The sequence below is a fragment of the Xanthobacter aminoxidans genome (genome assembly GCF_023571765.1).
GTDB classification, from domain to species: Bacteria; Pseudomonadota; Alphaproteobacteria; order Rhizobiales; family Xanthobacteraceae; genus Xanthobacter; species Xanthobacter aminoxidans.
In genome coordinates this window covers 1-26,737 of record NZ_JAMJXC010000019.1, presented here as the reverse complement: position 1 = coordinate 26,737, position 26,737 = coordinate 1, and the positions used below count along the sequence as shown (strand labels likewise).

Annotated in this window: 28 protein-coding genes; 12 read left to right on the top strand and 16 right to left on the bottom strand. The window is 70.0% G+C overall.

Annotated elements, in window-relative coordinates; all coding sequences use genetic code 11:
* Positions 1-31: 31 nt before the first annotated feature.
* The 11 genes from EJ105_RS22375 to EJ105_RS22325 all read right to left on the bottom strand — a co-directional run bounded on the left by EJ105_RS22375 (position 32) and on the right by EJ105_RS22325 (position 9,092).
* Complete coding sequence (locus EJ105_RS22375; RefSeq protein WP_250168079.1) at positions 32-652, bottom strand: TIGR02466 family protein; 621 nt, start codon at positions 650-652, stop codon at positions 32-34.
* A gap of 99 nt (positions 653-751) precedes the next feature.
* A complete protein-coding gene (locus EJ105_RS22370) occupies positions 752-1,438 on the bottom strand; it encodes a general secretion pathway protein GspN (RefSeq protein WP_250168078.1) in 687 nt (228 codons plus the stop codon).
* Positions 1,435-2,046, bottom strand: a complete 612-nt coding sequence (gspM, locus tag EJ105_RS22365; RefSeq protein WP_024278370.1) for a type II secretion system protein GspM — start codon at positions 2,044-2,046, stop codon at positions 1,435-1,437. Before gspM ends, EJ105_RS22370 begins: the two co-directional genes overlap by 4 nt.
* Entirely contained in the window at positions 2,043-3,125 is a 1,083-nt protein-coding gene (locus EJ105_RS22360) for a PilN domain-containing protein (RefSeq protein WP_250168077.1), read from the bottom strand. The genes gspM and EJ105_RS22360 overlap by 4 nt, the downstream gene beginning before the upstream one ends.
* Positions 3,122-4,126: a type II secretion system minor pseudopilin gene (locus EJ105_RS22355; protein ID WP_250168076.1), complete on the bottom strand. Its 1,005-nt coding sequence runs from the start codon at positions 4,124-4,126 to the stop codon at positions 3,122-3,124. The genes EJ105_RS22360 and EJ105_RS22355 overlap by 4 nt, the downstream gene beginning before the upstream one ends.
* A complete protein-coding gene (locus tag EJ105_RS22350) occupies positions 4,123-4,848 on the bottom strand; it encodes a PulJ/GspJ family protein (protein ID WP_250168075.1) in 726 nt (241 codons plus the stop codon). Before EJ105_RS22350 ends, EJ105_RS22355 begins: the two co-directional genes overlap by 4 nt.
* The gene (locus EJ105_RS22345; protein ID WP_229646160.1) at positions 4,845-5,246 is read right to left on the bottom strand and encodes a prepilin-type N-terminal cleavage/methylation domain-containing protein; all 402 of its coding nucleotides are present in this window, start codon (positions 5,244-5,246) and stop codon (positions 4,845-4,847) included. The genes EJ105_RS22350 and EJ105_RS22345 overlap by 4 nt, the downstream gene beginning before the upstream one ends.
* Positions 5,233-5,709: a prepilin-type N-terminal cleavage/methylation domain-containing protein gene (locus tag EJ105_RS22340; RefSeq protein WP_250168074.1), complete on the bottom strand. Its 477-nt coding sequence runs from the start codon at positions 5,707-5,709 to the stop codon at positions 5,233-5,235. The genes EJ105_RS22345 and EJ105_RS22340 overlap by 14 nt, the downstream gene beginning before the upstream one ends.
* Before the next feature lie 15 nt (positions 5,710-5,724).
* Positions 5,725-6,177, bottom strand: coding sequence for a type II secretion system major pseudopilin GspG (gene gspG / locus EJ105_RS22335; protein ID WP_029559023.1), 453 nt, complete (start codon positions 6,175-6,177; stop codon positions 5,725-5,727).
* Between the two features lie 27 nt (positions 6,178-6,204).
* On the bottom strand, positions 6,205-7,413 hold the full coding sequence (locus EJ105_RS22330) for a type II secretion system F family protein (protein WP_250168073.1): 1,209 nt from the start codon (positions 7,411-7,413) through the stop codon (positions 6,205-6,207).
* A 5-nt stretch (positions 7,414-7,418) separates the two neighbouring features.
* Positions 7,419-9,092 (bottom strand): GspE/PulE family protein, encoded by a 1,674-nt coding sequence (locus EJ105_RS22325; protein ID WP_250168072.1) that lies wholly within the window; start codon positions 9,090-9,092, stop codon positions 7,419-7,421.
* A 540-nt stretch (positions 9,093-9,632) separates the two neighbouring features.
* Here EJ105_RS22325 and gspD point away from each other — a divergent pair.
* The 5 genes from gspD (at position 9,633) to EJ105_RS22300 (ending at position 15,893) form a co-directional block, all read left to right on the top strand.
* Positions 9,633-11,807: a type II secretion system secretin GspD gene (gene gspD / locus EJ105_RS22320; protein ID WP_250168119.1), complete on the top strand. Its 2,175-nt coding sequence runs from the start codon at positions 9,633-9,635 to the stop codon at positions 11,805-11,807.
* 8 nt (positions 11,808-11,815) lie between these two features.
* A complete protein-coding gene (locus EJ105_RS22315; RefSeq protein ID WP_250168071.1) occupies positions 11,816-12,460 on the top strand; it encodes a prepilin peptidase in 645 nt (214 codons plus the stop codon).
* A 3-nt stretch (positions 12,461-12,463) separates the two neighbouring features.
* Positions 12,464-13,072 carry a tetratricopeptide repeat protein gene (locus EJ105_RS22310; RefSeq protein ID WP_250168070.1) on the top strand — a complete coding sequence of 203 codons (609 nt, stop codon included), beginning with the start codon at positions 12,464-12,466 and terminating at the stop codon, positions 13,070-13,072.
* 49 nt (positions 13,073-13,121) lie between these two features.
* Positions 13,122-13,550, top strand: coding sequence for a YidB family protein (locus EJ105_RS22305; RefSeq protein WP_250168069.1), 429 nt, complete (start codon positions 13,122-13,124; stop codon positions 13,548-13,550).
* A gap of 168 nt (positions 13,551-13,718) precedes the next feature.
* The gene (locus EJ105_RS22300; RefSeq protein ID WP_250168118.1) at positions 13,719-15,893 is read left to right on the top strand and encodes a transglycosylase domain-containing protein; all 2,175 of its coding nucleotides are present in this window, start codon (positions 13,719-13,721) and stop codon (positions 15,891-15,893) included.
* A 16-nt stretch (positions 15,894-15,909) separates the two neighbouring features.
* Here EJ105_RS22300 and yidD read toward each other — a convergent pair whose 3' ends face one another.
* Positions 15,910-16,278: a membrane protein insertion efficiency factor YidD gene (gene yidD / locus EJ105_RS27880; RefSeq protein ID WP_284145593.1), complete on the bottom strand. Its 369-nt coding sequence runs from the start codon at positions 16,276-16,278 to the stop codon at positions 15,910-15,912.
* 165 nt (positions 16,279-16,443) lie between these two features.
* Here yidD and EJ105_RS22290 point away from each other — a divergent pair, with 165 nt between their 5' ends.
* Positions 16,444-17,043: an HD domain-containing protein gene (locus EJ105_RS22290; protein ID WP_250168068.1), complete on the top strand. Its 600-nt coding sequence runs from the start codon at positions 16,444-16,446 to the stop codon at positions 17,041-17,043.
* A 3-nt stretch (positions 17,044-17,046) separates the two neighbouring features.
* Here the strand turns inward: EJ105_RS22290 and EJ105_RS22285 are convergent, their stop codons facing one another.
* Entirely contained in the window at positions 17,047-17,490 is a 444-nt protein-coding gene (locus tag EJ105_RS22285) for an iron-sulfur cluster assembly scaffold protein (protein WP_250168067.1), read from the bottom strand.
* Between the two features lie 365 nt (positions 17,491-17,855).
* On the opposite strand from EJ105_RS22285, the gene folE reads away from it, so the two are divergent.
* From folE to EJ105_RS22260, 5 genes are all read left to right on the top strand, one after another.
* Positions 17,856-18,581, top strand: a complete 726-nt coding sequence (gene folE / locus EJ105_RS22280) for a GTP cyclohydrolase I FolE (RefSeq protein ID WP_029559033.1) — start codon at positions 17,856-17,858, stop codon at positions 18,579-18,581.
* Positions 18,582-18,655: 74 nt separating this feature from the next.
* Complete coding sequence (gene hisI / locus EJ105_RS22275; RefSeq protein WP_250168066.1) at positions 18,656-19,147, top strand: phosphoribosyl-AMP cyclohydrolase; 492 nt, start codon at positions 18,656-18,658, stop codon at positions 19,145-19,147.
* A 574-nt stretch (positions 19,148-19,721) separates the two neighbouring features.
* The gene (locus EJ105_RS22270) at positions 19,722-20,627 is read left to right on the top strand and encodes an AraC family transcriptional regulator (protein ID WP_250168065.1); all 906 of its coding nucleotides are present in this window, start codon (positions 19,722-19,724) and stop codon (positions 20,625-20,627) included.
* A 130-nt stretch (positions 20,628-20,757) separates the two neighbouring features.
* Positions 20,758-21,867, top strand: coding sequence for a patatin-like phospholipase family protein (locus EJ105_RS22265; RefSeq protein WP_250168064.1), 1,110 nt, complete (start codon positions 20,758-20,760; stop codon positions 21,865-21,867).
* Between the two features lie 87 nt (positions 21,868-21,954).
* Positions 21,955-22,590: a flavin reductase family protein gene (locus tag EJ105_RS22260; RefSeq protein WP_250168063.1), complete on the top strand. Its 636-nt coding sequence runs from the start codon at positions 21,955-21,957 to the stop codon at positions 22,588-22,590.
* Positions 22,591-22,738: 148 nt separating this feature from the next.
* On the opposite strand, the gene EJ105_RS22255 is transcribed toward EJ105_RS22260, so the two are convergent.
* From EJ105_RS22255 to EJ105_RS22245, 3 genes are read right to left on the bottom strand one after another with little or no spacing between them, the layout of a single operon-like run.
* A complete protein-coding gene (locus tag EJ105_RS22255) occupies positions 22,739-23,836 on the bottom strand; it encodes an alginate O-acetyltransferase AlgX-related protein (RefSeq protein WP_250168062.1) in 1,098 nt (365 codons plus the stop codon).
* 15 nt (positions 23,837-23,851) lie between these two features.
* Positions 23,852-25,270, bottom strand: a complete 1,419-nt coding sequence (locus EJ105_RS22250; protein ID WP_250168061.1) for an MBOAT family O-acyltransferase — start codon at positions 25,268-25,270, stop codon at positions 23,852-23,854.
* A 21-nt stretch (positions 25,271-25,291) separates the two neighbouring features.
* Positions 25,292-26,068, bottom strand: coding sequence for an NAD kinase (locus EJ105_RS22245; RefSeq protein WP_250168060.1), 777 nt, complete (start codon positions 26,066-26,068; stop codon positions 25,292-25,294).
* 143 nt (positions 26,069-26,211) lie between these two features.
* Here EJ105_RS22245 and cutA point away from each other — a divergent pair, with 143 nt between their 5' ends.
* A complete protein-coding gene (gene cutA, locus EJ105_RS22240; protein ID WP_250168059.1) occupies positions 26,212-26,532 on the top strand; it encodes a divalent-cation tolerance protein CutA in 321 nt (106 codons plus the stop codon).
* Positions 26,533-26,737 lie beyond the last annotated feature (205 nt).

Below are 26,737 nucleotides of genomic sequence, written 5' to 3'. Positions count from 1 at the left end.
GATGCAATCAGATCGGCGCGTGCTCTTGCGTTCACGAGAAGTGGATGGCGTAGCCGAAATTATCGAGCCGGTCGGGGATGGCGTTGAAGGCCACCGAGATGCGCCTCCCGCCCTTGTTCACCGGCACCTCGTGCAGCAGATAGCTCGGGAACATCACGAGGTCGCCCGCACCCGTCTGCGGCATGGCGAACTTGCCGCCGTTGAAGGCGTTGATGCGCGCGCCGGGATTGGTGTTGCCGAAGATGAAGCCGCTGCCGCCGATGGCCTTGTGGAAGACGATGTTGGCGGAGGGATGCGCCTCCGTCAGGTAGACCACGCCGGAGATGAAACTGTTGGCGTGGGTGTGGATGGCCTGATGGCCGCCCGGCTCCAGCACGTTCACCCAGATTTCCTTGATCTGCCAGTTCAGCGCCTCGCCGAAGAGCACCTCACCGAACTCCGCCACCTTGGACAGCACCAGCGCGCCGAGCCGCGACAGCAGCGTGTCGGACTGGTCGCCCGCCACCGGGGTGTGGGAGAGGAGGTCCGAATAGGCGTTGGTGAGGGAGGTGCGGTCCGCCACCTCGGCCGCGAGCGCCTCCACGTCGGCCGGGCCGATGAGGCCCTCGACGCGCATTACGGGGGTGGGGAAAAGTCCGATGAGCTGGGTCACGACAGGCCGGCCGATGTGCGCGAGACGGGAAGACGGCGCACTTTCCCCATGGGCCATGACCCGACGATGACGTTTCGGTCGTCTAAACGCGCCGCACGCTCAGTGGCTGGAATCGAGATCCGCCGGCGACGGCCTGGTGCGGCGCGGCACCACCACCTGCCCGGCGACGGGCTTCGCCCCGCCCACCTGCGCGGCGGCGAACGGACCCTCGGACCCGCGCGGCGGCTGGGGACTGCCCTTGCCGGGGACCGGCAGGGCGAGCGTCACGGTGTCGGCGCCCGTGTGCAGCACCGCGTCGCGCGGGCCGACGCTGCGCAGGGTCCAGCCGCCATGGGCATCGCCCACCTTCAGGCGCACGATCTGCCCGCTCGCCTGATCCGTGAAGATGCCGATGCTGCCCGCCGTGCTCACCACAGTGCCCATCAGCGCCAGTTGCGGCCGTGGCGAGACGGCAGCGGGGGGAGCGGAGGGGAGCGGCGGCGGCGCAAGGGCGACAGGCTGCTCGGGCGGACGGCGGGATGGCGTGAACAGCGGGCGATCGCGGGTCGCCGAGAGGCTTTCGATGGGAACGGTCCACAGGGGATTTCCCCGCTCGCGATCGGCCGGAGCCGTCGCCGCGCGGGTGGAGGGCTGGCCGGGGACAACGAAGTCCACCTGCGGCACGGGGGCTTCCACCTCGGCCGAGGCCGCCGCAATGCCGGCGATCAGGCCCGCCACGACGAGGGGGAGCCGGCAGAAGCGGCGCGCGGGCAAAGGGCGCGCGGGAGTCTGAGCTGTCGCGATCATCGCGCCCCCCGCCAGCGGCCATGGACGGTGAGCATCACCTGGATGCGCCCCTCCTGCCCCCGTGCTTCCGCGCCATCCCCCTGCATCCGTCCCTCGGTCCCTTCCGTGTCCAGCTGCCCCAAAGCGGCACCCTGCCCCTGCGCCTGGACCACGAGCGGGTCGATGAACAGGAAGGGCTGGCCGCTTTCGATATCATATAGCAGGTTCTGCAAATCCTCCTGCCCGATATCGACGGTCGCGGCCACCGCCACGAAGCCCGGGCCGAGCGGCGAGGCGCCCAGCTCCACGCTGGAGGAGACGAGATGCCCGCCGGCCGCATCGGCCGCGGCGGCGACGCGCTCGGCCAGCGCGGCGCCAGCCACCGTCACGCTCGCGCCTTCGAGGAAGGGGGAGCCGCGCTCCTCGGCACCGGCGGCGCCGGGCCTCGGGGGCCTGCGTCCCTCCAGCCGGTCGAGCAGGTCCTGCGCCTCCGCCACCGCCGCGCGCTTGGCGAGCATGTCAGCCACCTCTCCGAACGCGACGGCCAGCAGGACCGCGACCAGCGCACCGTAGCCGAGCGCGGCCAGCGCCAGCGTGCGGCGGGAACGGGCGGGCGCGGCGGGGGTCACTGGCTCACCTCGAACGGCAAAGTGATGTCGGCCTGGATCTGGAAGCGCTCGCCCGCATCCCCCGGCTGGCGGGTGGTGGGGGCGACGAAGGTGGCGGCGGAGAAGTGCTTCGACTCCTCCAGCAACCGCACGAGGGACGGCGCCTCCCGCGAGACGCCGGTCAGTTCCACCTTGCCGTTCTGGACGGTCAGCGCCGTCAGATAGGTATGGTCCGGCAGCACCTGCGACAGCGCCTCCAGCACGAGTACGGTGGGCGCATGCTCCCGCTTCGCCTTCTCCAGACCGCGCAGGGCCGCCCCCTCCGCGCCCAGCCCGTCGCGGGCGGCGGCGATGGCGCGGCGGCGGGCCGCGATGGCCTGATCCAGCGTCTGCTGCTCCTCGTCGAGGCTGCCGCCGAGGAAGCCGGACACACCGGAGGCCAGCGTCGCCGCAAGGGCCGCAGCCGCAAGCACGCCGAGCAGCGCCTGTTTGAGCCGCGCCGTGCCCGCGCCTTCGCCGGAGGCGCCGGCGTGGACGATGATGGGCGCGCCTTCCCCTTGGCGCGTGGTCAGCAGAAGATGGCCCACGCCCAGCCCCTTGAGCGCATCGAGGGCGGGGGCGAGACGGGCGCGGGGCGTGGCGGCCACCATCAGGCGGATGCGACCGTCACCGAGGGGCTCGGGCGCGGTCCAGCCGAAGGCGGCCTCGACGGCGCTCCACGGTGTAAGCCGGTCGATCTGCGCCCGGACGATGCCGTCGAGATAGGGCCTCGCCCCCTCGGGCAGATCGAGCGGGCGGAACAGGAAGCGGGCGGGATCAAGCGCCAGCTCCACCTCCCGGCCCTTCAATGCGGCCGTCACCTCCGGCGACATGGCGCGCGCCATTTCGCCGGGATCGGGATGGAACGGGGCAACGCCGGGCAGGTGGAAGGCGCCGTCTTCCCCCTCCTCGATGCGCACCGCGCGCAGCCGGCCGAGGCGCGCCCGGCCGCTGGCGATGGCGGTGTCCACGGCCGTCGCCGTCAGGTCGATGAAGGCCGAGAAGCCATCGATGAAGCGCGTCACCAGAGACGCGTCGGGCGCGCCGGGCATCATGCTCATGGCCGTCCTCCCGTCGTCTTGCGCCGCGCGGCGGTCGCCGCATCCAGGTCGGCCAGCTCGCGCCAGGAGAGGTCGCGCCAGAGGAGCACGCGGTAGGGGTCCATCCCGAAATCCCGCAGCAGGATCACCGCTTCGGCGCCCTGCTTGCGGCCATTGTCGAAGGCGACGCGCACCGTCACGCGCGCCGTGTCGCCGGCCACCGTGGTGAGGCCGGAGGCGCCGGCGATGGCGGTTCCGTCGCCGCCTGCCTTGTCACCGCCGGACTTGTCCTCGCCGGAGGTCTCGCCGGCCGTCGCGAACGTGGCGTTGTCGATATCGTTCATCCCCTGCCCCGCCTTCGCCAGCGCCGCCCGCACCACCGGCCCCGCCAGTTCGGGATTGACCTCCCGCCGCCCGGCATAGACCGTGAGATGGGGCAGCGCCGCCGCGACCACATCGGCCGGCAGGCCGGGCACGCGGGCCAGCTCCGCCGCATGGGCGAAGGCGCCCTGGCCTTTCGCAGCCTCATCGTCGCCCAGAGCGGACGTCCTGCTGACCGAAGTCGCGCCGCCCGCGCCGGCGCTGCTGCCCCGGGGCGGGGTCCGCCATGCGGCGATGCTCGCGGCGTAGGTTTTCGCCGCCTGCTCGGGCACGCCGAGCACCTGGAACAGGCCGGCCAGCACCGTCGGCGCGGCCGAATTGAGATCGATGCGGGCGGCCTCGTCGGCGAAGCGGGCGGAGACGTTGGCCTCGCCCATGCGGAACCGCACCTCGCCGCTGATGGGCCGGTCCTGCGCCGGCACGGAGAGCAGGCGCAGCGCCGCCAGCTCCACCGCCGCGACCACCATCCCGTCCGCGCGCAGCGTTTCCGCCCGCACCGCGGAGGCGGACGCCGTGTCGGACACATAGACCGCATAGACCGCGGTGAAGGCGGCGAGCGCCGCGAGAATCCACAGCACCGTTACCAGGATGAAGCCGCGCTCCGTCCCTGGCCCGGCGCGCGTGAGGCGGACGCCCGTCATTGCGCGCCCCCCCCGCTATTCGCCCCTGCACCCGAGACGGCTTTCGCCTGCGATCCGCTGAAGCCGACCGATGATCCGCACACCGGCTTGGTGACATCGGCGGCGCAGAAGGCCGGCACATCGGAGCGGATGGAAACGGCGGTGGACGCGGCGGTGGCCCGCCCGCCCTCGCGCACCACCATGCGTACGGCGCGCGGCAGTTCCTCCTCGCCGCGCCATACGTCGTGCCACACGCCGTCGCGTCCGGCATAGGAGAAGGTGACGCGGGTCGGCGGGCGCAGCAGCCGCACCGCGGCACCGAAGGGCGGCAGGCTCCCTTCCGCCTGCGGTGCATAAGGCGCGGTGCGGCGGACCATGGCGACGCCGCGCCCATCCGGCACCGGGGCCAGTTCGACGATCTCCAGCCCGCGCGCCGCACCGGGTGCGAGCACCTCGCGCACGAACACGACGCGCTCCGCCGATCCGTCGAACAGCGGCTTGGCGCCGCCACGAACGACGGGCAGGAAGGCGGCGGCGGCGAGGTCTGCGGCCATGCGGTCGAGGGCGAGGGCGACGAGTTCGCTCTGCTGCACCCGGCCGAGGCCGCGCTGCCAGGCGGGCAGCCATTTCGCCGTCACCATGGCGATGGCGGCGAGCACGAGGCCGGTGAGCGTCATCGCCACCAGGATCTCGATGAGGCTGAAGCCGGCGCTGCGGCGGCGCGACGACGCGATGGCGCTCATTGCGGCTGGCTCCGCACGATGCGCACCGTCTCCAGCGCCACCATCTCGCCGCCGGGACCGCGCACGCGGATGCGCACATCGAGCGGCGTCCAGGGGCCGGTTTCCGGCAGGCCGGCGATCTTGAGCGGCTGCACGTCCATCTGCCAGCGGTGCCCGGCGATCTCGCCCTCGGTGCGGCCGGGCTGGAGAAGATCGCGGCCGGGAATGCCCGTCTCCACCGCGCGGGCGGTCTGCAGCAGGGCCACCCGCCGCTCCAGCGCCCGCGTGCCCCGGATGCTGGAGCCCGCCACCATGGCGATGGCACCGAGGGAGGCGGCCACCACCGCCAGCGCCACCAGCACCTCGATGAGGGTGAAGCCGGCGGTGCGCCGCCGCCCGCGCGGATCAGGAGCGGCCACGGGGGACAATCTCGACGCCTCCGGTGAGCCAGTTCACCCGCACCTCATAGCCCGCCCCGCCCTTGAGCATGGCCACCACGCCGCCGCAGGAGAGGCCGGAGGGAAAGAACTCCACCGAGGCGCGCGCCGGCCTTCCGTCGCAGGTCGCGGGCAGCACCGTGTCCATCTGCACGTCGCCGGGCACGCGCACCACGCGCCCGGCCGCGCCGGAGGTGATGCGCCGGCCGGCCGTATCCACCGCCGTCGCCACCGGCACGCCCCGGCGGATGGCGGCGGCGCGGTCGGCCTTCAGCAGCGCGGCGGCTTCGACCGCGAGGGATTCGAGCTTCGCCCGCGAGGTACCGGGCGCAAGGCGCGGCAAGGCGAGGGTCGCCAGCGCGGCGACGATGGCGAGGGCGCAGACGACCTCAAGCAGGGTGAACCCCGCCTCATGATCGCGCCTGCGCTCCCGCTCGCGTGCCATCCGCCTCGCCCCGCCTCAGCGCGCCCAGCTCGTGATATCGGCGGCGTTGCCGGTGCCGCCCTCCTGCCCGTCGGAGCCGAGGGAGACGATGTCGAACGGCCCGTGCTGGCCGGGCGCGCGATAGATGTAGGCCTTGCCCCAGGGATCGACGGGCACGGTGCCGCCCTTCAGATACGGCCCGTTCCAGGTGGAGACGTTGCCCGGCCGCTGCACCAGCGCGTTCAACCCTTCCGAGGAGGAGGGATAGCGGCCGGCGTCGAGATAGAAGAGGTCGAGGGCGCTGGAGAAGCCCTGGATCTGGATCTTCGCCGTCTTCACCTTGCTGTCGCCGAGATAGCCCAGCACCCGCGGCCCCACGAGGGCGACGATGAGGCCGATGATGGTGATGACCACCAGCAGCTCCACCAGCGTGTAGCCGCCTTCCTTTTTCCGGCGACGTGAACGGGAGGGGGCAGTGTTGGCCGTCATGGGGGCGGGACCTTCAATCACGTTTCGTCACCCGATGCTTTGGCTGACCGACAGCAACGCGGTCATGACCGAGACGATGAGCCCGCCCACCACCACCGAAATGGTGACGATGGCGGCCGGGCCGATGACCGCGACCACCCTGGCGAGGGCGCGCTGGAGCTTTTCCTCGTAGAAATCGGCGATGCGGCCGGAGAGCAGGGCCAGCTGGCCGGTCTCCTCGCCGAGGCGCAGCATGCGGATGGCCATGGGCGGCAGCACGTCGCCCTCGGCGAAGGCGTCCGACAGCCGCCCGCCATGGCGCACCCGGTCTGCCGCCTTGGCCCAGACGGAGGCTTCCTCCCCCGCCGCCATCACATCCACGATGATGCGCAGCGCGGCGGTGAGCGTCACGCCGTTGCCGAGCAGGATGGAGAGGTTGCGGCAGAACACGGCCGAGCGGCGGAACAAGAGCACCGTGCGCACCAGCGGCAGTTTCGCCAGCGTGCCCGTCACCGCGCCCCGCACCTCCTTGCGCCGCAATGCGAGGAAGGCGAGGGCCGGCAGCACCACCGCAGCGACGCCCACCGCCGCGGCGTGGGCTTGGAGGCCGTCCGACAGGTCCAGCAGCACCTGCACCATGGGGTCCAGCTTCGCCCCCATGTCGCGCAGCACGGAGGAGAATTGCGGCATCACGAACATGAGGAAGAAGACGAGCACGCCCCCCGCCGCCACCAGCACGAAGGCGGGATATTGCAGCGCCGACACCACCTTGCGGCGCAGCTCCTCGGCCCGCTGGCGTTCGGCGGCGACCAGTTCCAGCATCCGGTCCACCGTGCCGGAGGCCTCGCCCACCTTGACCAGCGCCACATAAACCGGCGGGAACAGTGTGGGATGAGACGCCAGCGCCTCCGCGAGGCTTTCGCCGGAGAGCACATCCGCGCGGATCTTGCGGGCGACAGTGCGCATGCGGCCGAGATCGGTGTCGCCGGTGAGCAGCTCCAGCGCCTCGTCGAGCCGCGCCCCCGCGCGCAGCAGAAGGGCGAGGTCGCGGGTGAAGAGGGTGACATCCTCCGCCTTGGGCGCGCCGAAGGTGAAGCCGAAGGCGCTCTCCTTCTTCTCCTTCAGCGGCGTCGTCTCCACCGGCACCAGGCCGAGGAATTCGATGCGGCGGCGCACCTCGGCCTCGGTGGGCGCGGCGATCTCGCCGCTCACGATCTGCCCGGCCTGGGTCAGCGCCCGATAGGAGAAGGTGGCCATGGGCGTCAGCGTACCGTGGTCACGCGCAGCACCTCGGCGGCCGAGGTGAGGCCGGCGCGGCATTTGGCGACGCCGTCGTCCAGCATGGTGGTCATGCCGCCAGCGATGGCGGCGCGGTCGAGGGCCGCGGCGCCGGCATGGCGGTCGATCATCTCGCGGATGTCGTCCGAGAGGGTCAGCACCTCGAACACGCCGATACGCCCGCGATAGCCCGCCCCGCCGCAGCGCTCGCAGCCGACCGGCTCGTACACCGTCTCCCCCGCCTTGAGGCCGAGGGCCACATAGCGCGGATCGTCCCGCACGTCGGTGGCGGACAGGGTGTGCGGCCGCTTGCAGCGCTCGCACAGCTGGCGGACGAGGCGCTGGGCGATCACCGCGCGCAACGTGGACTTCAGCAGGAAGCCCTCCACCCCGAGGTCGAGCAGGCGCGGCACCGAGGCGGCGGCGGTGTCGGTGTGGAGCGTGGTGAGCACCAGATGGCCGGTGAGCGCGGCATGGACGGCGATGTGCGCCGTCTCCGGGTCGCGCACCTCGCCGACCATGATCACGTCCGGGTCCTGCCGCAGGAAGGAGCGCAGCGCCGCCGCGAAGGTAAGCCCGATCTGCGGGCGCACCTGCGACTGGAACACGCCGCGGATCTCGTATTCCACCGGGTCCTCGATGGTGAGGATCTTGCGCGTGGGCTCGTTGAGCACCGACAGGATGGTGGCGAGCGTGGTGGTCTTGCCCGAGCCGGTGGGGCCGGTGACGACCACCATGCCGTGGGGCAGCGCGAGCAGCTTCATGAGCGTCTCGCGGTCGTGCGGGGCGAGCCCCAGCTTGTCCACCGTAAGCACGCCGCGATCGCGCGCCAGAAGGCGGATGACCGCGCTTTCCCCGTGCTGGGTGGGCATGATGGCGACGCGCACGTCGATCTCGTCCCGCCCGAGCTTCAGGCGCGCGGCGCCGTCCTGCGGCAGGCGGCGCTCGGCGATGTCGAGGCCGGCGAGGATCTTGATGCGCGAGATGACCGCCTGCGGCAGCACATCGGCCAGCGCATGGATGGGCCGCAGCATGCCGTCGATGCGCAGGCGCACCTCAAGCCCGGTGCGGAACGGGCCGATGTGGATGTCGCTGGCACGCAGCTCCATGGCCTTGTCGAACAGGTCGTTCACCGCCCGCACCACCGGCGCGCCGGAGGCGAGGTCGCGCAGGCTGTCGATGTCGTCCTCGGCCCGCGCCGTGGCGGGACCGGCGGCCTCGCGGGCGGCGGCTTCATCGGCACCGAGCCGTTCGGCAAGCGCGGTGGCGATGTCCTCGAAGGAGGCGACGACGAGCGTCACCTTGCCCCCCAGCACGATCTCCGCCGCGCGCACCACCGTCTCGTCGGTGGGATCGCCGACGGCGAGGCAGGCTGTGCCGTCCGGCGCGCGGAAGGGCAGCACCGTCATCTCGCGCAGGAAGCGCGGGGTGAAGTGGGAGACGAGGGACGGCGCCGCCATCAGCTCCGGCAGGGCGATACGCGGCAGGCGATAGAAGCGGGCGACCTCATCGGCGAAATCGCCGGCGGTCAGCTCGCTCGCCTCCCACACCTGACGCAGCGGACGGGCCTGCGTGCCGGCGGTTCCCGACCCGGCGGGATGCGCCAGCCCGCTCGCGGCGAGGAAGCTCAGGAAATTGCCGCCCCCCTGCCCGCTCATGCCCGCGCCCCCGAAAGCCAGCATTCAAATCCAGCAGTGCAATCCAGCGGCGCTATTCTACAGCTGGACCTTGGCTGCTATTAACATGGGCCGCATCATCGGCGAAGGTTGCCCCCGGAAAGCAATTTGCGGGTCCGCCGTCGGCCCGGAGCAGGATGCCGACACGGGGCACCCGGCCGCCGGCTTGGTATTCCCGCCTCCCGTGACGCTCGCGCGTCACCGTGATGACAATGTCACGACATCCGGACACGGCTGCGAACCGGCGATAGCCAGCTAACTGAAGCTTGGCAGCACTGCCCGTCAACCCTTATATATCCGTCACATGCTGTCGCTAAGAGAGGCGCGCCAAGGGTCGTCTGGCCATCTCCTGCGACCGGCGGCCCTTGTAGCGGCTCTCGGATTCCGCGGCTCTTGCGTTCGGAAGTATTCAGGTGATGCGTGATTGAGGATTGGCGCGGCCGGTCGAGCCCACGACCGGGCACTCTCGTATTGACGTGCGCGATCCTCTTCGCCGCGATCCTGTCCGGCTGCTCGGGCATCATGGACGACACCAAGCCCCAGAGCACATTCGATCAGGTCCGCAATATCGACCTGTCGCCGAAGCCCATGCAGCCTGTGGCGCAGCCGCAACAACCGTCCGACAATCGTCAGCCCATCGAATATTTCGCCACCCCCGGCGCGCAGCCGGTGGCGGACCCGACGACGGTCAGCGCGGCGGGCACCGCGCAACGCGGAGCTGACGGCGGATACGATCTCAACTTCGAGAATACGCCGGTGACCACCGTCGCCAAGGTGGTGCTCACCGACATTCTCGGCGCCAACGTCATCATCGACCCGAGGGTGCAGGGCACCATCAGCCTGTCCTCGGCGCGCCCGGTGGCCCGTACCGATCTCGCCTATGTGCTGGAGAGCGCGCTGCGCGCCAATGGCATCGCGCTCGTGAAGGACGCGTCTGGCTACCAATTGATGCCGCTCACCGAGGCCGCCGGCTCCGGCGCCACCGATGTGGGCACCTCCCGGCCGGAGCCCGGCTATGGCGTCTCCGTGGTGCCGCTGCGGTATGTCTCTGCCGAGACCCTGATGCCGGTCATCGACAGCTTCGCCACCCGGGCCGGCATGGTGCGGGTGGATCCCGGCCGCAACGTCCTGCTCATCCAAGGCACGGCGGCGGAGCGGCAGGCGGCCATCAACACCGCCCTTTCCTTCGATGCCGACTGGATGCGTGGCCAGTCGGTGGGCATCTATCCCCTGCGCAACAGCGCGCCCGAACCGCTCATCACCGAGCTGGAGACGCTGCTTGATGCCGGCGAGGGCGGGCTGAGCCACAAGATGGTGAAGTTCCAGGCCATCAACCGGATGAACTCGGTGATGGTGGTGGCCAAGAAGCCGGACCTGCTGCGCACCGCCGCCACCTGGATCGAGCGCCTCGACCGCTCGGACAGCTCGGTGGGCGTGCGCGTCTATCGCCTGCGCTACGGCGAGGCCCGGCAGACGGCGCGGGTGCTGAACGAGCTGTTCAACGGGACGTCCTCGCAGGGGCTGGATCAGGCCTCCAACCAGATCGCGCCGGGCTCCGGCACCTCGGCATCGTCCAATGGCGGCGGCTCGAACGGTCCCATGTCCGTGCAGCAGCGCCTCGGCCAGACGCCGCCGCAGAACCAGAGCCAGAACGCCCAGCCCGTGAACCGGGGCGAGACCGACAACGAACTGCAGGGCGGTTCCGGCTCCGGCCCCTCGGGCGGCGGCGGGGCGCTGCTCTCGGGCGTGCGGATCACCGCCGATCAGGTGAACAACTCCCTGCTCATCTATGCGAGCCAGGAGAACTACCGGATCATCGAGCGCACCCTGCTCCAGCTCGACCAGCCGCAACTGCAGGTGGCCATCGAGGCGACCGTGGCCGAGGTGACGCTGAACGACCAGCTCGCCTATGGCGTGCAGTTCTTCCTCACCAGCAAGGATCTGGGCCTCGGCCGCAACAACGGCTCGGCGGTGAACACGCTGTCCAGCGAGATCACCAATCAGGCCATCAACCGCGTTCTGCCCGGCTTCAACCTGCTGATCGGCCGCGAGAACCAGCCGAAGATGATCCTCGACGCCCTGCACACCGTCACCGACGTGAAGGTGCTGTCCAATCCCTCCGTGGTGGTGGTGGACAACCAGAAGGCGACCCTTCAGGTGGGCGACGAGGTGCCGGTCTCCACCGGCAGCGCCACCGTGCTCACCTCGTCCAACACGGTGGTGAACACCATCGAATACAAGAATACCGGCATCATCCTGCATGTGACGCCGCGGGTGAATGTGAACGGGCAGGTCCGGCTCGATATCGAGCAGGAGATCAGCAACGTGACCAAGCAGCCGACCGCCAACGGCAGCGCCAGCGAAGGCTCGAACCTGACGCCCACCGTCTCCCAGCGCCGGGTCAAGAGCACCATCGCCGTGACCAGCGGGCAGACCGTGCTGCTCGCCGGCCTCATCAGCGAGCGCAGCGACGGCGTGCGGCAGGGCGTGCCGGTGCTGGACCAGATCCCGGGCGTGGGCGATGCCTTCGCCCACAAGGACACGACGGTGAAGCGCACCGAGCTGATCATCTTCATCCGCCCCCAGATCATCCGCGACAACATGGATGCCCACACGGTGGCGGAGGAATTGCGCGCCAAGCTCAAGGGCTCGGTGGGCGTGCTGCCGGGCGGCCCCCAGCCGCTCATCAACCGGTGAGGCCCGCCATGGCCGACGCCGCAGCGGGCGAACCGATGGTCGAGCCGACGCCGCGCGCCCCCGTCGCCAGAGGCCTCGGCGTCCAGCCGCGCGCCGGCAGCCGGGCCGAGACGGTGGCGCTTGCCGCTCTCTGCCTCGCCGCCACGGGCGCGAGCCTCGCGGTGGCCGGGCTTCCCGCCGGCCTGCCCCTCGCCGCTCTGGTGCCGGTGCTGGCGGCCATCGCCGTCATCGATGCGCGGCACTTCCTCATTCCCGATGCGCTCAACGCCGCCGGCATCGCCCTCGGCGTCGCCTATGTCGCCCTCGCCGCCGACGACGTGGCGGAGGGGTTGATCGCTGCGGGCGTGCGCGGCCTCCTCCTCGGCCTGCTCTTCCTCGGCCTGCGCACGGGATATCGGGCGCTGCGCGGGCGCGACGGGCTCGGCCTCGGCGATGTGAAGCTCGCGGTGCTGGCGGGCGTCTGGCTGGAGGTGACGGCCATTCCCATCGCCATCGAGATCGCCGCCTTGTCCGCGCTCCTCGCCTATGCCCTGCGCCGCCGCGCCACGGGCCGGGCGCTGCGCTTCGACGGGCGCCTGCCGTTCGGCCTGTTCCTCGCGCCGTCGGTGTGGATCGCCTTCATGATCGACGCCCTCCTCCTCAAGGCGAGCTGACCCATGCCTCTGGAAGAGACCTTGCGCCCGGAAGAGACCCTGCCCTCAAATGCCGTCCGCCCCGCCGCGGTGATGCTGGCGCTGACGCTGGCACTGGCGTTGGCCTTCACCGGGCCGGCCCTCGCGGGAAGCAAGGACGGCCCCCAGTCCCGCGCCTATGCGGCCTATGCCAAGGGCGACTATGTGACCGCCGCCGCGCTGCTCATTCCCCTCGCGTGGCAGGGGGATGCCAAAGCGCAGGGGATGGTCGGCTATCTCTATGAGAACGGGAAAGGCGTGCCGCAGGATTTCGTGGTCGCCGCCCAGTGGTACGGCTGCGCCGCCGAACAGGGCGACCCCACCGCGCAATACCTCCTCGGCCTCGCCTACGACAAGGGGCGCGGCGTGCCCATCGACGTGGTGCTCTCGCAGAAATGGCTGATCCTCGCCGCCGCCCGCGCCGGCAAGCAGGAGCGCGACACCTTCACCCGCATCCGCGATGCGGTCCGCACCAAGATGAGCCGGGCACAGATCGCCGCCGCGCAGGAGCAGGCCATCCTGTGGATGCCGGCGCCGCCCTACGTGCCCGAGCCCCTGTGGCTGAACCGGCCGCGCTCGTTCACGCCGTTCTAACCGGAGCGGGTGTTCCATGCCGTCCGTGATCGCAGATTGCGGAGGCGGCATGTCCCTGTTCGACCAGATGATCGGTGCCCTCGTTTCGGGTGTCACCAGCCAGATCCGGAAGACCGGCGCGGTGGGCGGGCTGCTCGACAGCCTGCTGAACAGCCCGGCGGTCGCCGCCCTGCCCGGCTGGATCGACCGGACCATGGCCGGCACCAGCTTCGGCGGCATGGAGGGATTCGCGGACGCCCTGCGCGCCGGCGGCCTCTCTGACGCGCTGGACAGCTGGATCGCCGAGGGGCCGAACACCCCGGTGGAGGCCGACGCCATTGTCTCCGCGCTGGGCGAGGACCGCATCGCCGAGCTCGCAGCCGCCTTCGGCCTGCCCGCCGGACTGTTGCCCAGCCTGATGGCGCGCTTCCTGCCGATGATCGTCGATCGCCTGAGCCCGGACGGCACGTTCGAGCTGCCGGAGCGTTCCGCCGCTTGATGTCAGGGCGTGCGGCGGAAGGCTCGCGCCCGCCGCCGGGGGACGCTATATAGGGCAGAGGTCCGGTCGCGGCGCGGGGGCGCCATCGGGCCATCGTTGAGAAAGACCAGAGCCCGCACCGTGACCGAGCGCAAGCGTCCTTCCCTTCTCGAGCGCCTGCGCGGGCTGATGCTCGATTTCGACGCGCTGCTGGACAGCTCGCTGTTCAGCCTCGGCGCCCGCACGCGCAATATCCTCTCCGCCTATGCCGCCTTCACCGAGCGGTTCAACGTCACGGGCGTGGGGCGCTGGGCCATTGGCGCGGCCTCGGAAGGCTTCACCCTGGGCGTCGCCGGAGCCATGGTCATGCTGGCGCTCGCCATGCCGGCCTTTCGCGAGACCTCCGACGACTGGCTGAAGCGCACCGAGCTCGCCGTCACCTTCCTCGACCGCTACGGCAATTCCATCGGCGAGCGCGGCGTCAAGCAGAACGACACCATCCCGCTGGAAGACATTCCGGACAACCTCATCAAGGCGACGCTGGCCACCGAGGACCGCCGCTTCTACGAACACTGGGGCATCGACGTCGCCGGCACGGCCCGCGCCCTCGTCACCAATGCCAAGGCGGGCGGCGTGCGGCAGGGCGGCTCCTCGCTCACCCAGCAGCTCGCCAAGAACCTGTTCCTGTCCAACGAGCGCACCATCGAGCGCAAGATCAAGGAAGCCTTCCTCGCCATCTGGCTGGAGGCGCGCCTCTCCAAGAGCCAGATCCTGAAGCTGTACCTCGACCGCGCCTATCTCGGCGGCGGCGCCTACGGCGTGGATGCGGCGGCGCGCTATTATTTCGGCAAGTCGGTGAAGGAGGTGAACCTCGCCGAGGCGGCCATGCTCGCCGGCCTGTTCAAGGCGCCGTCCAAATACGCCCCGCACATCAATCTGCCCGCCGCCCGCGCCCGCGCCTCCACCGTGCTCGACAATCTGGTCGAGGCCGGTTTCATGACGGAAGGCCAGGTGTTCGGTGCGCGGCGCAACCCGGCGACGCCGGTGGACCGCCGCGACGACGAGGTGCCGGACTTCTATCTCGACTATGCCTTCGGCGAGGTGAAGAAGCTGGTGGACCAGCTGCCGCCGTCCGTCATCGAGCGCAACTTCATCGTCCGCACCGGCCTCGACCCGAACATCCAGAAGGTTGCGGACGCGGCGCTGGAGTCCTCGCTCAACGAGTTCGGCCGCGACTACAAGGTGAAGCAGGGCTCCATCGTGGTGATGGAGCCCAACGGCACGCTGCGCGCGCTGGTGGGCGGGCGGGACTATGGCGAGAGCCAGTTCAACCGCGCCACCGATGCGCTCAGGCAGCCCGGCTCCTCCTTCAAGCCCTACGTCTATACGGTGGCGCTGATGAACGGCTACCGGCCGAACACCATCGTGCAGGACGCCCCCATCTGCCTCGGCAACTGGTGCCCGCAGAATTATGGCCGCTCCTACATGGGCTCCATCACGCTCAAGACCGCGCTCCAGCACTCGCTGAACACGGTGGCGGTGCGCCTCGCCGAAAAGTTCGGCCGCAAGAAGATCGTGGACCTCGCCCACCAGATGGGCATCCGCACGCCGCTGCCCATCTCCGCGCCGCTGCCGCTGGGCGCAGCCGAGGTGACACTATTCGACGCCACCACCGCCTATTCGGTGTTCGCGAACGGCGGCAAGAGCGTCTATCCCCACGCCGTGGTGGAGATGCGCATCGGCAATGGTGACGTGATCTGGCGCTTCGACCGCGACGCGCCAAAGCCCGTCCAGATCATCCCGCAGCAGGCGCTCTACGACATCAACGACATGATGAACAACGTGGTGGAGAACGGCACCGGCCGCCGCGCCCGCCTGCCCAACGCCAAGGTGGCGGGCAAGACCGGCACCACCAATGCCTACCGCGACGCCTGGTTCATGGGCTTCACCGGCAATTATGTCTGCGGCGTATGGTTCGGCAACGACGACTATGCCGTGATGAACAAGATGACCGGCGGCACCCTGCCCGCCATGACCTGGCAGAAGGTGATGGCCTATGCCCACCAGGGCATCGAGATCAAGCCGATCCCCGGCGTCACCACGCCCATCCCCAAGCTCGACGAGCCGCCCGCCACCCTGAACGTGCCCGGCCTCGCCGACAGCGAGCGGCCGGTGACCCTCTCGCCCCGCTCGGCCGAACGGCTGGCGGCGCTGGAGCGCATGTTCAAGGAGGCCGAGGTGAAGATGACCGACGCCGGCGCCGCGGCAAAGCCCGTCCCGGCAGCGGCACCGACCGCCCCGGTCGCCGCGCCCACCCCGGCGATGCCCGCGACGCCCATGCCCACGGCGGTGCGCCGGAACTGATCCTCCGCGCCGAGGATCAGTCCTCCGCGTCCGGCGCCTTCGGCGTGCGCCAGATGCCGTAGGCCCACGGCTTGTACCAGCGCCCGCCCGTGGGCAGGCACTTCGGCACCGGGTCATAGCCATGCCCGCCCCACGGATTGCAGCGGCAGATGCGGGCCGTGGCCATCACCGCGCCGGGCAGCGCGCCGTGCCGCATCACCGCCTCCTCCGCATATTCCGAGCAGGTGGGCAGATAGCGGCACTGCCGGCCCATGAAGGCGGAGAAGGTGTAGCGATAGACGAGGATGAGCCCGCGCAAGGCGAGGCGCGGCGCACGAGCAAGCTGCGCGCCGATCCTGCGCACCGGCCCCGCCGTCTCGTCCAGCCCGCCGTGATCCGCCGCCATATCCGCCCCTGTCCCTGCCTCGATGGCCCGCCGCCCCATATTCGCCACCCTCGGGGAGCGGAATGCGCCTATCCAGCCTTCATGTCGAAGTCGGGGCCGAGCTGGTCCCGACGACCCGCGCGGCTCCCGTTTCGGGGGCTATACTGTCGCGCGAGGTGATCGACGATGCCTGATGTCTTCCCGCCCGGTTCTTCCGTCCCGCCCCTGTCCACGGTGATGCGCGCGCTCGCCTTCGCGACCCTGCGCCACACCGACCAGCGGCGGAAGGGCCGGCGGGCGCAGCCATATGTGAACCACCTCGTGGAAGTCGCCCTGCTGGTGAGCGAGGCGACGGGAGGCACTGATCCCGAACTCGTCGCCGCCGCGCTGCTGCACGACGTGGTGGAGGACCAAAGCGTGACGCCGGAGGAGATCGCCACCACCTTCGGCCCGGACATCGCCGGCCTCGTCATGGAAGTCACGGACGACAAGGCGCTGACCTCGGTCGAGCGCAAGCGCCTCCAGGTGGAGCACGCGCCGCACCTCTCGGCGCGCGGCAAGCTGCTGAAGCTCGCCGACAAGACCTGCAACCTGCGCTCCCTCGCCGACGATCCGCCGGAGGACTGGCCGCAGTCGCGCGCCCGCGCCTATGTGGAATGGTCGCGGGCGGTGGCAGCGGGGCTGCGCGGCGTCAATCCGGCGCTCGAAACCGCCTTCGATCAGGCGGCGGACGAGGCCATCGCCGCCATCGAGACGCGGCGGGCGGAGGAATGGGCGGCCCCCTAAACCCTACTCCGCCGCGGCGCGGGCGGCCTCGATCTGGCCGATGGCGTCCACCACCGCGTCGAAGGTGAGCATGGTGGAGGCATGGCGCGCCTTGTAGTCGCGCACCGGCTCCAGCACCTTGAAGCCCTCCCAGCGGCCGGCGGGGGGCGGGCCGTTCTCCCGCAGCATCTTCCACATGGTGTCGCGCACCTCGCGCAATTCCTGCGCACTGGCGCCGATGATGTGGCTGGCCATGAGCGAGGAGGAGGCCTGCCCGAGGGCGCAGGCGCGCACCTCGTGGGCGAAGTCGGCCACGGTGTCCCCGTCCATCACGAGATCGATGGTGACGGTGGAGCCGCACAGCCGGGAATGCGCCCGCGCGCTCGCCTGCGGCGCGGCGAGCCGGCCGAGGCGCGGAATATCGGCGGCGAGGGCGAGGATGCGGGCGTTGTAGACGTCATTGATCATGGGCGAACCAATCCGGCGACGCGAACGAGGCCCTGAGGCCTGCCGCGCGAGCATTCCGATCTTATATAGAGACGGGAGGAACGGACGCAAAGGCGGCGCGTGCCGTCTGGTCGCGCGGTGTCATGGAACCGCTGTGCAGGACATTCGGGCACCCTCACCCTTGCGAAAACGGCCCTTCGGCCCCATCATGGAACTTGGGCCCGACTTTGGGCCTTCATTTTTGCAACGGACGGCAAAGCCGCCGCCGGCAGGTCCGGCGGGGCGCGGTTTGAGCGACACCGCGCAAGCGAGCCGACAACCGGTGACACTCCCGCCTTTCCCGGCAGCTTCGCGGCTCCGGGGCGGCGGGTCGAACGGAGTTGGTCATGGACGCGGTAGTCAAGTTGTTCAAGGCGCAGGCCGAGAACGAGGAGCGGGAGCGTCAGCTGAAGGCCAAGGCTGCGGCGGCTCTGCGCGCGCCTGCGCCGGATGGTGCCCCTGCCCTCCCCAAGGTCCACCCGCCCCTCTCCGACGGCAGCCCCCGCCCCACCCGGGCCGAGGCGGAAGCCGCCGTGAAGACGCTGCTCGCCTATATCGGCGAAGACCCGGCGCGCGAGGGCCTGCTCGACACGCCGAAGCGCGTGGTGAAGGCCTATGACGAGCTGTTCTCCGGCTACGGCGAGGACGCCGACGAGCTGCTGGACCGCACGTTCGGCGAGATCGGCACCTTCGACGACTTCGTGCTGGTGCGCGACATCCCGTTCCATTCCCATTGCGAGCACCACATGGTGCCGTTCGTGGGCAAGGCGCATGTCGCCTATTTCCCGGTGGAGCGGGTGGTTGGCCTCTCCAAGATCGCGCGGGTGGTGGACATCTTCGCCCGCCGGCTGCAGACGCAGGAGCACCTGACCTCGCAGATCACCAATGCCCTCGACGAAGGGCTGCGCCCGCGCGGCGTGGCGGTGATGATCGAGGCCGAGCATATGTGCATGTCCATGCGCGGCATCACCAAGCAGGGCGTTTCCACCCTCACCACCCAGTTCACCGGCGTCTTCCGGGATGATCCGGCCGAGCAGGTGCGCTTCATCACCCTGGTGCGCTCCAAAGGCTGACGCAGGACCGCCGCAGAAGGGCGTTCCTGCTCGGCGGGAGCGCCCGACACGCGAGCGAAAGTGACCCAGCGATCATGAGTGCCGAAACCACCGCCTTCACCTTCCCCGCCGCCGGCAAGGGCGCCGCGCTGGAGGAGGACACCATCCTCTCCCCGCGCTTCGACGCCAACGGCCTCGTCACCTGCGTCGCCGTAGATGCGGAGACCGGCGAGGTGCTGATGCTCGCCCACATGAATGCGGAGGCCCTCGCCCTCACCATGGCGACCGGCGAGGCGCACTACTTTTCCCGCTCGCGCGGCAAGCTCTGGAAGAAGGGCGAGACCTCCGGCCACACCCAGAAGGTGCGGCAGATGCTGATCGACTGCGATCAGGATGCGGTGGTCATCAAGGTGGAAATGGGCGGCACGGGCGCCGCCTGCCACACCGGCCGCCGCTCCTGCTTCTACCGCTCCGTGCCCATCGGGGCGGCGCCTTCCGAGGCGACCCGCCTCGCCTTCACCGGCGACACCCCGCGCTTCGATCCCGCCGCCGTCTACGGCAAGGGCCACGACGGGCACGATCACTGACCGGGCAAGATTACTGACCGGGCAAGATCACTGATCTGGCACGATCACTGACACTGCCGCCTGAACAGAAATAGCCGGCACAGTGCCGGCCCGCCGCCTGCGAGAACGCGGCAACGGAAAAAGCACTGCACCGGCCGCGGAGGTTTTCAGGCGATCGCCCTGACGGAAGCGCTGAAACTGTGGTCCGCTGCTTCTTATCCGCCACTCCCGGCCGCGTTGCTCGGCATTACGCGCACTCCCCCTGTGCAAGGCGCGAAACGCGCCTCTTCCGGTGCAGAAAATGCGGGCCACAACCGCGCCGCGCGCGCCCGGGACATTGACGCGGCAAAGCTTCCCCTGCATTCCTTTGCGACGGCAAGTCGTCGCCCGCTTCAGGCAGGCGATTGCCGCAACCTCTTCGACGGCACGTGGGACAGATGACCCCGGTCGCCGATCGGACCAGATTTCAAGCTCCGTTTCGATGCCCCAAGCCGCTGAACAGGCCGCTGAAAAAGCCGCGGACACGCCCCCCGATCACGCCAGTGCCTTTGCACCCGTGCGGTTCAACACCGCCGACGTGCCGGCAGCGGAGCGGATGGCCTATGTCCGTGACTTTTACGGCCCCGTGCTGATCGGCCTCGACCTTGTGCCAAGCTCCGGCGACCCCTTCCACATCTCGGGGCACTTCCTCAACCTTCCCGGCGTCCTGGTCGGGCAGGGACACACCAGCGCCATCGTCTCGAGCCGGACGACCGCGCTGCTCTCGGACGGCATCGACGATCTCACCATCTGCCGTTCCGAACGCGCCTATCGCGTCACCACGCCGGACGGCCGCGAGATGGAGGTCGGCGCGGGCGAAACCGGCGTCTGGAACCTCGGCCAGCGTTCGTCCGCCGACATCCAGTCGAGCACGACGTTCCGCACCGTGCAGGTCTCGCGCGCCCGGCTGCGGACCCTGGTGCCGCACATCGACGACCTCGACATGCTGCGTTTCGCGGCCGGCGATCCGGCGCTCGATCTGATGTTCGGCTATGCGGAACTGCTCGAACGGCAGCACGTCGGCTCGGAAGAAGGCGGCCGGCTGGTGGCCGCGCAGCTCGCTGAACTCGCCGCGCTGGTGCTCAAGCGCAGCGCTCCCCCGCGTGAAGCGCCCGGACGCAGCGCCGTGAAGGCCGCGCGCCTCGCCACCGCCAAGGCCGCGACCCTGGCCGCCCTCCACCGCCACGATCTGTCCGCGACCACCATCGGAACCCAGCTCGGCATCAGCGCACGTTATGTGCAGGTGCTGTTCGAGGAAGGCGGCGAGACCTTCTCCGCTTATGTCGCCCGGCTCCGGATGGAATGGCTGCGCCGGATGCTCGACGATCCGCGCCACGCCCACCGGCGCATCTCCGACCTCGCGTTCGAGGCCGGCTTCCGCGACCTCTCCACCTTCAACCGCCAGTTCCGCCGCCATTTCGGCGAGGCGCCCTCTGCCGCCCGGCGCCGAGAGGTGCCATAGGGTGCCACGCTTCGGACACCAGACCTTAGTAAACGTGACGCCATAGTAGCGGTGCGCCGGAAACGCTTCGGTGCCGATGGAGGCTCTGCTTCCACGGCGCCAGAAGCGGGCGGCGCGACGGGAGGCGTCGATGTTTCAGTCCCTCCACTGGCGATCCGGCCCCACCGCAGCGGCCGCCCCCAAAACTGCGGCCTCCAGTTCTGCGGCCTCCAGTTCCGCGGCCTCCGAGGCGAAGAATCCCGCGTCGCAGCCGCCCGATGCCGGCCCGCCCGATCTCGGCACGCCGGCGCACGCGGCGCCGCGCACGTCCGTGCCCAACGGCCCGGCCATCGGCCTTGCGCTCGGCGGCGGGGCGGCGCGGGGCTTTGCCCATATCGGCGTGCTGAAGGCGCTGGACCGCGCCGGCATCCGCCCCTCGGTGGTGGCGGGCACCTCCATCGGCGCGGTGGTGGGCGGCATCTGGGCCGCCGGCAAGCTCGACACGCTGGAGGAGTGGGCGCTCAGCCTCACCAAGCGCAACGTGCTGAGCCTGCTCGATTTCAATCTCGGCGCCGCCGGCCTCATCGGCGGGCGCCGGCTGGTGGAGCTGATGCGCCGCAACGTGGGTGGCATCGCCATCGAGGACCTGCCCATCGTCTTCGCCGCCATCGCGACGGAGCTGGGCACGGGCCACGAGATCTGGCTCACCCGCGGCGATTTCGTGGACGCCATCCGCGCCTCCTACGCCCTGCCCGGCATATTCACGCCGGTAAAGGTGGGCGGGCGCTGGCTGATGGACGGGGCGCTGGTGAACCCGGTGCCGGTCTCCGCCGCCCGCGCCATGGGCGCGCGCATGGTGATCGCGGTGAACCTCAATGCCGACGTGTTCGGCCGCGGCACGGTCATCCAGGACCATGGCGGGGTGGTGGAGCGCGTCGCCGAGATGGCGGTGGCGGAGAAGAAGGACGGCCTCGCCGGTATCCTCAGCCCCGACCGGCTGCGGCGACAGTTCTTCGCCGGTCCTTCCGGCGACGGCCCGCGCGGGCTGACCACGGTCATGATCGACGCCTTCAACATCACCCAGGACCGCATCGCCCGCTCGCGCCTCGCCGGCGATCCGCCGGACGTGATGCTCTCCCCCAAGCTCGGCCGCATCGGCCTGTTCGAGTTCCAGCGGGCGAAGGAGGCCATCGCCGCCGGCATGGAGACGACCGAGCGGGCGCTGGAGGACATCACATCGACCATGCTGGCGCTGGGCTGAGGCCCCGCACCATGCATCAGTATAGCTGCCGCCCGGCGGGCGGAGCGGCTATGGTCCGGAATCTCCCGGATCAGGATCTGCCCCGCAATGTTCTACGAGCCGTCCAAGCGCAATCACGGCCTGCCCTTCTCGCCGCTGAAGGCCATCGTGGCGCCCCGCCCCATCGGCTGGATCTCCTCGCTGACGCCGGAGGGCGTGGCGAACCTCGCGCCCTATTCCTTCTTCAACCTGATCTGCGAGGCGCCGCCGCTGGTGATGTTCTCGTCGGCCGGCCACAAGGACAGCGCCGCCAACATCGAGGCCACCGGCGAGTTCGTCTGCAATCTCGCCACCCTCGATCTGATCGACGCGGTGAACCTCACCTCCGCCCCCGCGCCGCGTGACGTGAGCGAGTTCGACCTCGTGGGCCTCGAGCGTGCGCCCTCGCGCCTCGTGAAGCCGCCCCGCGTCGCCGCCAGCCCGTGCGCGCTCGAATGCGTCTATGTGGAGACCTTCCGCCCCAAGGGGAAGGACGGTACGCTGCCCGACCAGCACATGATCATCGGCGAGATCGTCGGCGTCTATGTGGACGATGCCGCCATCGTGGACGGGCGGGTGGACATGCGGGTCATGAAGTCCCTCGCCCGCTGCGGCTATCTCGACTACTCCTTTGTCGATGAACTGACCGAGCGCGAGCGCCCGCCGGGCGGCGGCATGGACCTGAAGGCGCGCGCGAAGGGCTGAGCGGCATCAGTTACGCACCGTCATCGCCCGGCTCGTCCGGGCGATCCACGGTGTGGCTGGTTCCCAACGTCGGCCACGGCACAAGCGGAACGGTGGATCGCCCGCACGAGGCGGGCGATGACAACAGTAAAATGGAGCGGCACGCTCCTCACTCCGCCGGCGTACCCTTGCAGGGCATCGCCCGTTCGGTGGGCGCGTAGATGAGGATGTCGGGCTTGAACCGCTCGACGGCGCCCATCTCGAAGCGGCAATAGCGGTGGTGCATCCAGGCATAGGCCGACGCCTGCGACACGCCGAGGCCACGCCAGGAGCCCTGTGAGAAGCTGTCGCCGATGACCATGATGCGCGGGCCGGCATGGCCCGTGTCGATGGCATAGGGCTGGAACGGATCGTTGTCCGGCACCGGCTTGAAGATGCCGGGGATGAGCTTCGGGTCCTTCGGCGCCACCATCGGTCCCTTGGGCGGGAACATCACGTCCGGTGGGTTCGGCAGGGGCGCGCCCGTCGCCCGCAGCAGATCGCCGGTGAGGCGCGGCTCCGGCGGGCCGAGGGCATCCTCCGGCTTCACTTCCAGATCGGGGCGGCCGGCGGCGGCCATGGCGGCGTTGAAGCCGAGGAGCTGGCCGCGCTGGTTCCAGTGGGTGTCGTAGCGCCAGTGCACCGGCCCGGTCTTCTTCGCCTCGGCGAGGATGGGGCGCATGTCCACGAAGGTGATGCCGGCCGCCTTCATCTTCTCCGCGACGAGATCATACTCGGTGGGCGAGACCTTCAGGCGCCGGGCATAGGCGGGCAAATTCTCGAAATTGGTGGTGTGGCCGTTGGGCGGAATGAGCACCACGAAGCGCCCGCCATGGGCGGTCATGTAGGCGTTCATGCGCTCGGCGAGCGCGACGATGCTCGTCACCGCCTCCGGCCGCACCAATTGGCCCAGCGACTGCTCCAGCGCGTGCTCGTCCTTGAGGAAGAGCGAGCCGTTCTCGCCCTTCAGCGCGAGGTCGCCCTGGGTGTCGCCGATGAAGCGCACATAGGAGCGGTGGGCGGTGAGCACCGCGCCGCGGAAGCCGAACACGTTGTTGATGTAGGGATCGAGCCGGCGCGCCGCGTCCTCCCACCAGCGCGCCTCGGGAGCGGCGACGGTGCGCAGCGGGGCCGGCAGGTCCGGGGCGATCAGGCCGATGGTGGGCAGGGTGAGGATGGCGAAGAAGATCACCGCCCACCAGCGGCGGAAGGACATCAGAAGCGGCATGGCGTCCCTCCGTATCTAGAAGCGGAAGTACAGGAACGGCGAATAGGTCGCCGCGCCCACCGAGAGCACGCAGAGCACGAACAGGCCCCACACCACGAGACTATCCACAGCGCCGAACACGGCGAGTCGCATCTTCGGTGCCATGCTCCGCCCGCCCGGACGCGGCAGGCCGAACATGGCGAGCGGCCACGCCAGCACAAGGATGGCCAGCGTCACCGGCTTCAGCTCCACCTCCAGCTGGGTGGAAAGATAGCCGGCGCCGTTCATCCCCACGAGGCCCTGGAACAGCTCCAGCGCCTGGGGCAGGCTGTCGGCGCGGAACCAGACCCAGCCGGTGAGCACCACCAAGAGCACGTAGAGGTGGGAGAGCACGCGCGGCGCCGCCTTCATCCACGCGCCGAAGCGGGTGCGCTCCAGCACCAGGAAGGTGCCGTGGTGGGCGCCCCAGATCACGAAGGTCCAGCTCGCCCCGTGCCACAGGCCGCACAGGAGGAAGACGGTCCAGAGATTCGCCGCGGTGTGCCAGTGGCCGTGCCGGTTGCCGCCCAGCGGGATGTAGAGATAGTCGCGGAACCAGCTCGACAGGCTCATGTGCCAGCGGCGCCAGAAATCCGAAATGGAGCGCGCGCCATAGGGCAGGTTGAAGTTGCGCGGGAACTTCAGCCCCATGGCGATGGCGAGGCCGATGGCCATGTTGGAATAGCCGCCGAAGTCGAAATAGATCTGCAGCGCATAGGCGGTGACGCCGAGCCACGCCTCGCCGAGATTGGGCGTGGCGGTGTGGTCGAACACCGCGCTGACCACGGGCGCCACCTCGTCGGCGATCAGCACCTTCCACGAAAGGCCGATGACGAAGATGCGCAGGCCCGCCGAGACCCGGCCGAGCGTGGTGCGCCGCTGGCGGATGCGCCGGTGGATGGTGGAGTAGCGGACGATGGGTCCGGCCACCAGCTGCGGGAACATGGTGATGTAGACCGCGATCTCCTCGAACCGCCCGTTGGCCGAGGCTTTCCGGCGGTACACGTCCACGAGGTAGGAGATGGCGTGGAAGGTGAAGAAGGAGATGCCGAGCGGCAGCGCCGGATGCACCACCGGCAGCGCGAGGCCCGTCGGCGCCAGCAGCACGTTGAAATTCTGCGCCAGGAAGCCGGAATATTTGAAGGCGATGAGGCCGCAAAGGTTCGCCGCCACCGCGAGGCCCAGCACGCGCAGCCGCCAGCGTTCGCTGCGGCCGTCGATGGCGAGGGCGAGGAAATAGTTGCCGACGATGGAGGCCGCCAGCACCAGAACGTTGGGAAGGCCGCCCCAGGCGTAGAACACCAGCGAGAAGGCGAGCAGCACCATGTTCTTCGCGCGCACGCCGGGCGTCGCGAAGTAGCACAGCAGGAATGCCGGCAGGAAATAGAACAGGAAGGTGACGGAAGAGAAGACCATGGCTCGCCGGCGCCCGGGGCGTCAGTAGACGAACTGCTCGCGCAGGATGCGTTCGTCGAGACCATGGTCGGGGTCGAACAGCATGTCCACGGAGGAGGTGGTATCGAGCCGGGCGGAGACGGCGATGATGTCGCGCACCTCGAAATGGTCGGCCGCCGCGCTCACCGGGCGCTTGTCGGCCTCCATCACGGCGATGTCGATGCGCGCGCGGTCCGGCACCAGCGCGCCGCGCCAGCGGCGGGGGCGGAAGGGCGAGATGGGGGTGAGCGCCAGAAGCGCCGTACCGAGGGGCAGGATCGGCCCGTGGGCGGAGAGGTTGTAGGCGGTGGAGCCGGCCGGGGTCGCGACGATGACGCCGTCGCAGATCAGCTCTTCCAGCCGCATCTTGCCATCGATGGAAATGCGCAGCTTCGCCGCCTGATAGGACTGGCGCAGCAGGGACACCTCGTTAAAGGCCGGGGCGCGGTGGCGCATGCCGCTGGAGGTCACGGCCTCCATCATCAAGGGATGGATGGTCACAGACTGCGCGGCGGTGAGGCGCTCGACCAGCCCCTCCTCGCGATAGGTGTTCATCAGGAAGCCCACCGAGCCGCGGTGCATGCCGTAGATGGGCAGGTCGCGCTCGCGGAAGCGGTGCAGGGTCTGCAGCATCAGGCCGTCGCCACCGAGGGCGACCACCACGTCAGCCTCCTCCTCCGCCACCATGCCGTAGCGGGCGACGAGGCGCTCGCGCGCGGCGTCGGCCTCGGGCGTCTGGCTGGAAACGAAGGCGATGCGCTGGAAACGGGGTTCGCTCATCGGTGCGTCGGTCAGGAGGATCGTCCGGTCGGCGGGCCGGGAGCGGAAGGGGCCGGGAACGGTCTAGCCCTCCCGCCGCCGTCTGTCGAGGCGCCGGGAGGGGTGGTAGGGTCGCGGGGCAAGCGCATCGCCCGGAGGAACCCATGCCCGCGCGCATCGTCTACGCCACCTTCCCCAGCGTCGCGGAGGCCGAGGCGATGGCCCGCACGCTGGTGGAGGCGCGCCTCGTCGCCTGCGCCAACATCCTGCCGGAGATGGTCTCCATCTACCGCTGGGAGGGACAGATCGAGCGCGGCACCGAGGCGGTGATGATGCTGAAGACCACCGCGGAGCGGGCCGCCGAGGTGGTGGAGGCGGTGCGCGCCGCCCATCCCTACGACGTGCCGGCCATCGTCGTTCTGCCGCTGGAAGGCGGCCTGCCGGCCTATCTCGCCTGGATCGCCGGCGAGGTGACGGCGGGCTGAGGCGGCGGGGTGTGGTGCGCCGGGGCGGCGCGGGGGGCGGACCTGTACGCCTCAACCGCCGTCATGCCCGGGCTTGTCCCGGGCATCTTCCGTGATTGGGGTCAAGCGGGTTTGGCGCCGCTCCAGTCGGTTTTGTCCCTTGCGATGGCGTTGAGGATGACGAGCATCTTTCGCATGACGGCGACGAGGGCGACCTTCCCCGGCC

What these genes read in the sequence shown, in the direction of transcription:
- EJ105_RS22350 (WP_250168075.1), bottom strand. Translation starts at nt 4,848, where the DNA reads ATGAGCGCCATCGCGTCGTCGCGCCGCCGCAGCGCCGGCTTCAGCCTC.
- EJ105_RS22260 (WP_250168063.1), top strand. Translation starts at nt 21,955, where the DNA reads ATGTTCTACGAGCCGTCCAAGCGCAATCACGGCCTGCCCTTCTCGCCG.
- hisI (WP_250168066.1), top strand. Translation starts at nt 18,656, where the DNA reads ATGAGTGCCGAAACCACCGCCTTCACCTTCCCCGCCGCCGGCAAGGGC.
- EJ105_RS22310 (WP_250168070.1), top strand. Translation starts at nt 12,464, where the DNA reads ATGCCTCTGGAAGAGACCTTGCGCCCGGAAGAGACCCTGCCCTCAAAT.
- EJ105_RS22250 (WP_250168061.1), bottom strand. Translation starts at nt 25,270, where the DNA reads ATGGTCTTCTCTTCCGTCACCTTCCTGTTCTATTTCCTGCCGGCATTC.
- EJ105_RS22305 (WP_250168069.1), top strand. Translation starts at nt 13,122, where the DNA reads ATGTCCCTGTTCGACCAGATGATCGGTGCCCTCGTTTCGGGTGTCACC.
- EJ105_RS22325 (WP_250168072.1), bottom strand. Translation starts at nt 9,092, where the DNA reads ATGAGCGGGCAGGGGGGCGGCAATTTCCTGAGCTTCCTCGCCGCGAGC.
- EJ105_RS22265 (WP_250168064.1), top strand. Translation starts at nt 20,758, where the DNA reads ATGTTTCAGTCCCTCCACTGGCGATCCGGCCCCACCGCAGCGGCCGCC.
- gspG (WP_029559023.1), bottom strand. Translation starts at nt 6,177, where the DNA reads ATGACGGCCAACACTGCCCCCTCCCGTTCACGTCGCCGGAAAAAGGAA.
- cutA (WP_250168059.1), top strand. Translation starts at nt 26,212, where the DNA reads ATGCCCGCGCGCATCGTCTACGCCACCTTCCCCAGCGTCGCGGAGGCC.
- yidD (WP_284145593.1), bottom strand. Translation starts at nt 16,278, where the DNA reads ATGGCGGCGGATCACGGCGGGCTGGACGAGACGGCGGGGCCGGTGCGC.
- EJ105_RS22300 (WP_250168118.1), top strand. Translation starts at nt 13,719, where the DNA reads ATGCTCGATTTCGACGCGCTGCTGGACAGCTCGCTGTTCAGCCTCGGC.
- EJ105_RS22285 (WP_250168067.1), bottom strand. Translation starts at nt 17,490, where the DNA reads ATGATCAATGACGTCTACAACGCCCGCATCCTCGCCCTCGCCGCCGAT.
- EJ105_RS22255 (WP_250168062.1), bottom strand. Translation starts at nt 23,836, where the DNA reads ATGCCGCTTCTGATGTCCTTCCGCCGCTGGTGGGCGGTGATCTTCTTC.
- EJ105_RS22270 (WP_250168065.1), top strand. Translation starts at nt 19,722, where the DNA reads ATGGCCTATGTCCGTGACTTTTACGGCCCCGTGCTGATCGGCCTCGAC.
- EJ105_RS22340 (WP_250168074.1), bottom strand. Translation starts at nt 5,709, where the DNA reads ATGGCACGCGAGCGGGAGCGCAGGCGCGATCATGAGGCGGGGTTCACC.
- EJ105_RS22245 (WP_250168060.1), bottom strand. Translation starts at nt 26,068, where the DNA reads ATGAGCGAACCCCGTTTCCAGCGCATCGCCTTCGTTTCCAGCCAGACG.
- gspD (WP_250168119.1), top strand. Translation starts at nt 9,633, where the DNA reads ATGGACGACACCAAGCCCCAGAGCACATTCGATCAGGTCCGCAATATC.
- folE (WP_029559033.1), top strand. Translation starts at nt 17,856, where the DNA reads ATGGACGCGGTAGTCAAGTTGTTCAAGGCGCAGGCCGAGAACGAGGAG.
- EJ105_RS22370 (WP_250168078.1), bottom strand. Translation starts at nt 1,438, where the DNA reads ATGATCGCGACAGCTCAGACTCCCGCGCGCCCTTTGCCCGCGCGCCGC.
- EJ105_RS22315 (WP_250168071.1), top strand. Translation starts at nt 11,816, where the DNA reads ATGGCCGACGCCGCAGCGGGCGAACCGATGGTCGAGCCGACGCCGCGC.
- EJ105_RS22290 (WP_250168068.1), top strand. Translation starts at nt 16,444, where the DNA reads ATGCCTGATGTCTTCCCGCCCGGTTCTTCCGTCCCGCCCCTGTCCACG.
- EJ105_RS22360 (WP_250168077.1), bottom strand. Translation starts at nt 3,125, where the DNA reads ATGAGCATGATGCCCGGCGCGCCCGACGCGTCTCTGGTGACGCGCTTC.
- EJ105_RS22330 (WP_250168073.1), bottom strand. Translation starts at nt 7,413, where the DNA reads ATGGCCACCTTCTCCTATCGGGCGCTGACCCAGGCCGGGCAGATCGTG.
- EJ105_RS22355 (WP_250168076.1), bottom strand. Translation starts at nt 4,126, where the DNA reads ATGACGGGCGTCCGCCTCACGCGCGCCGGGCCAGGGACGGAGCGCGGC.